This is a genomic window from Longimicrobium sp. (genome assembly GCF_036388275.1).
Classification (GTDB): Bacteria; Gemmatimonadota; Gemmatimonadetes; order Longimicrobiales; family Longimicrobiaceae; genus Longimicrobium.
This window is the reverse complement of the sequence record NZ_DASVSF010000050.1, coordinates 1-4,463: the sequence shown is the minus strand read 5'-3', so window position 1 is coordinate 4,463 and position 4,463 is coordinate 1. Positions and strand designations below refer to the sequence as shown.

Genomic DNA, 4,463 nt, shown 5'->3' with positions numbered 1-4,463 from the left:
CAGAACGATCGGCACTGGTATGAATCCTCTGCCAACGATGCACTCGAGCGGACACTGACCCGGGCAAAAAGCCCTGTTTCCGGATGCGAACGAATTCGCTGCAACGACCACACGAAGTCCGCCTTCGCGGACTGGCTTGCTTTGGCGTGGGTTACGGCATGTGGCGCGCCCCGGCTCAGGCCAGTTCGGCCGCAATCTCGGCGACCGTGGCGCGCGCGGTTCGGCCCACGCCGATCAGGGTGGCGGAGGCGAAGCCGGTCCAGTTGCCGTAGCCCACCAGCCACAGCCGCGGCTCGCGGACCGAGCGCGTTCCCTCCACGGCGATCTGCCCTTCCGCATCCGTCACATCCAGCGGCCGCAGGTGGTCCAGCGCGGGGCGGAATCCCGTGCACCAGATCACCGCGTCCACCGGCTCCTCACGCCCGTCCGGCCACACCACGCCGCCCGCCGTCATCCGCACGAAGGGGCGAACGGACCCCAGCGCCCCGCGGTCCCGCGCTTCGCGCACCGGCGGCACCATCACGATGTCGCCCAGCTCCACGCGTGGCGGTGGTTCCCTGCCCTCCTGCAGCGCCCGATACGCCGCCGTCGCCTGGCCGAACAGGTACCGGCCGTCCACCCAGTCCGGCAGAAAGGCGGGCTCCGCCAGCGTCACCCACGTGGCATCCGCCACCCGCGACACCTCCGCCAGGATCTGCGCGCCCGAGTTGCCGCCGCCCACAACCAGCACCCGCTTGCCCGCGAACGCATCGGGCGTGGCGTACCGCGCGGAGTGGAGTTGCACGCCCTGGAAGTCGTCGCGGCCGGGAACATCCGGGATGAACGGCCGGCTCCACGTGCCCGTCGCGCTCACCACTGCCCGCGTGCGCCAGGTGCCCGCATCCGCCACGACGCGGAAGCCATTGCCCTCGCGGTGGACGGCGTCGACGCGGACGAGGCGGCGGACGGGCAGCTCGTACCGCCGCTCGTACGCGGTCAGGTAGTCCAGCACCTCCGCACGCGAGGGATAGTCATCGGTGCCGCCCGGCATCACCCATCCGGGAAGCGAGCTGAACCGCGCGGGGGAAAACAGGCGCAGGCCGTGCCACCCGTGCCGCCACGCTCCGCCCGGCCCGTCCTGCGCATCCAGGACGACCCACGACAGCGGCGTCCGGCGCAGGTAGTAGCCCACAGCCAGCCCCGCCTGGCCGCCGCCGATCACCACCACGTCCACGTGTTCCGTCATCGCCCTCACACACGAGCCACACGTCGCACCGCCTCGTCCGACAGGGTATCAGCCAAGTTTCCGTACGGACAGGGGTTGCGCGAGCGGACCGCCGCTTGCGAGATGGGGCGCCAGCACGGGCATCGACACCACGGAACGACCACACGGGAGCGAGCGCGGATGCCGGATCAGGAGCAGCAGGAACAGCCCGGCAAGGCCATCCGGGTGCAGGTGCAGGGCGCCAAGGGGCAGGACGTGGGCAAGGGCGTGGCGCGGCTGGGACGCAAGACCTTCGACCGGCTCGGCGTGGAAGAGGGCGCCGTGGTCGAGATCACCGGAAAGCGCACCACCGCCGCGCTGGCCCTGCCGCCTTTCCCTGAGGACGAGGGGCTGGACCTAATTCGCCTGGACGGCCTGCAGCGCGCCAACGCCGACGCGGGCATCGGCGACCACGTGCAGGTGCGCAAGGCCGACATGAAGGCCGCGCGCCGCATCACCATCGCCCCCGCCCAGCCCAACATGCGGCTGATGGGCTCCGGCGACGCGCTGCGGCGCACGCTCTTCCACCGCCCCGTCGTAACGGGCGACGTGATCTCCACCTCCGTCTACCGGCGCGGCGGGACGCGGGCTACGGACCCGAATCCCCTCCCCGAGGACATCCTGCGGACGCTGCTCCAGCAGACCACCTTCGGCCTGCAGGAGGTGCGGCTTCGCGTGGTGGCCACCACCCCGCGCGGCGTGGTGCAGGTGGTGGAGGAGACGGAGATCGAGCTGCTTCCCGAGTACGTGGAGGCCACGGAGCGGCGCAGCGCCGACGTCACCTACGAGGACATCGGCGGGCAGGGCGCGACCATCGAGCAGGTTCGCGAGATGATCGAGCTGCCGCTGAAGCATCCCGAGCTGTTCCAGCGGCTGGGGATCGATCCGCCCAAGGGCGTGCTGCTGCACGGGCCTCCGGGCACGGGCAAGACGCTGATCGCCCGCGCCGTGGCCAGCGAGGCCGACGCGCAGTTCTTTCACATCGCCGGGCCCGAGATCATGGGCCGCTATCACGGCGAAAGCGAGCAGCGGCTGCGCGACGTCTTCGAGCAGGCGCAGAAGCAGGCGCCGTCCATCGTCTTCATCGACGAGATCGACAGCATCGCCCCCAAGCGCGAAGAGGCCACGGGCGAGGTGGAGCGCCGCATCGTGGCCCAGCTGCTGACGCTGATGGACGGGCTGGAGCCGCGGCAGAACGTGGTGGTGATCGGCGCCACCAACCGGCCCAACGCGCTGGACGAGGCGCTGCGCCGGCCGGGGCGCTTCGACCGCGAGATCGTCATCGGGGTGCCCGACATGGCGGGGCGGCGCGAGATCCTGTCCATCCACACGCGCGGCATGCCGCTCGACGACGACGTGGACCTGGACGAGATCGCCCGCATCACCTACGGCTTCGTGGGAGCCGACATGTCGGCGCTGGCGCGCGAGGCGGCCATTGAAACGCTGCGGCGCCACCTGCCCAACATCGACCTGGACCGCGAGGAGATCCCGCAGGAGATCCTGGAGCAGCTGATCGTCTGCCGCAACGACTTCATCAGCGCGCAGAAGCGGGTGCAGCCCTCCGCCGTGCGCGAGATCATGATCCAGATGCCCGACGTGGGGTGGGAGGACATCGGCGGGCTGGAGCAGGCGCAGATGCAGCTGCGTGAGGGAGTGGAGCTGCCGCTGAAGCACCCGGATGCGTTCCGGCGCCTGGGGATTCGCCCGGCCCGCGGCTTTCTGCTCTACGGGCCGCCGGGAACGGGCAAGACGCTGATCGCCAAGGCCGTGGCGCGCGAGTCGGAGGCCAACTTCATCGCCGCCAAGTCGTCGGACCTGCTGAGCAAGTGGTACGGCGAAAGCGAGCAGCAGGTGTCTCGCCTCTTCCAGCGCGCCCGGCAGGTGGCGCCCACGGTGATCTTCATCGACGAGATCGACTCGCTGGCCCCGCAGCGCGGCGGCGGCGGGCTGGGCGAGCCGGCGGTGACGGAACGGGTGGTGAACACCATCCTGGCGGAGATGGACGGGCTGGAGGAGGCCAACGGCATCGTGGTGATCGGCGCCACCAACCGTCCGACGCTGCTGGACCCCGCGCTGCTGCGCCCGGGCCGCTTCGACGAGCTGGTGTACATCCCCGTCCCCGACCGCGAGGGGCGGCGGAAGATCCTGGGCATCCACACCAGCGAGATGCCCATCGCGGACGACGTGGACCTGGACACGCTGGCGGAGCGCACGCAGGGCTACACCGGCGCGGACCTGGAAGACCTGGTGCGCCGCGCGGGGCTGCACGCGCTGCGCGAGAACCTGGATGTGCCCGACGTGCCGATGAAGTTCTTCGAGACGGCTCTCAAGGAGAGCCGCGCGTCGGTGACGCCGGAGATGGAAAAGGAGTACGAGGAGATCGCTGAGCAGCTCAAGCGTGAAAGCCCGCGCGGGCCCAAGCGCATCGGCTTCATGAGCGGGGAGGAGCTGGAGGCGTTCGCCAGCCGGTAGGGGCGCTCGATACTTCAGGTTCGGTGCTCCGGCCGGTGCCCCCCATCCCCAGCCCTTCCCCCGCAAACTGCGCGGGGGAAGGGAGCCAGTGTGGGGCCGTTCCCAATCGCGGTGGCACAAGAGCGTGTCATCCTGAGTCTTTCACCGTCCTGCGGCCGACCCTGAGGGATGAAAAAGCGGCTCGCGGGCGCCGTCCAGGAATTTGGACGAACTGGACTTTTTCTATTCAGGCCCAGGCGCACCGTACCTGCCCGAACGCCGAGCCCCGCGGGCCGAAGGATCTAGCCCGGGGCGCGTAAAAGCGCGGGCGCGGCAGCGGTCACCGAGGCCGAGGCCTCGGCTGCCGTGGGGCCCTCACCCGGCCGCGCTGACACGCGTGCCCCCCTCTCCCACAAACAGCGTGGGAGAGGGGGTACACTTCTGGGTCTGAGGTGCGTCGGCAGGCGCAGGACCAGAGGACTCAGCCCCGCTGGGGCGACTAAAGTCGCGGCAACAAGGGCCCAAAGTCCGCCTTCGCGGACTGCACGCGCAGTCGAGTGCGCGAGGCCGGCCGAAGCGCGGTTCAGGTCTCCCCCTCCCCTGCGAAGCGGGGGAAGGGGGCCGGGGGGAGGGGGCTCCCGGGTACAGGAGTGGTAGATTGTTTACAGTTTAGACCGGGAGGATCGTTGACAGTTTGCGATGGTAACGAGCATGGCCTCGACACGGAGATGAGCCATGCCGCAACCGACACGACCTGTGAACGATCGTC

2 protein-coding genes are annotated in these 4,463 nt (G+C 70.0%); one reads left to right on the top strand and one right to left on the bottom strand.

The genetic code is table 11. From position 1 onward, the window contains the following. Positions 1-175: 175 nt before the first annotated feature. Positions 176-1,225: an ArsO family NAD(P)H-dependent flavin-containing monooxygenase gene (locus VF632_RS09620; protein WP_331022662.1), complete on the bottom strand. Its 1,050-nt coding sequence runs from the start codon at positions 1,223-1,225 to the stop codon at positions 176-178. Between the two features lie 159 nt (positions 1,226-1,384). Here VF632_RS09620 and VF632_RS09615 point away from each other — a divergent pair, with 159 nt between their 5' ends. Continuing rightward, positions 1,385-3,715, top strand: coding sequence for a CDC48 family AAA ATPase (locus VF632_RS09615; RefSeq protein WP_331022661.1), 2,331 nt, complete (start codon positions 1,385-1,387; stop codon positions 3,713-3,715). Positions 3,716-4,463: the final 748 nt, after the last annotated feature.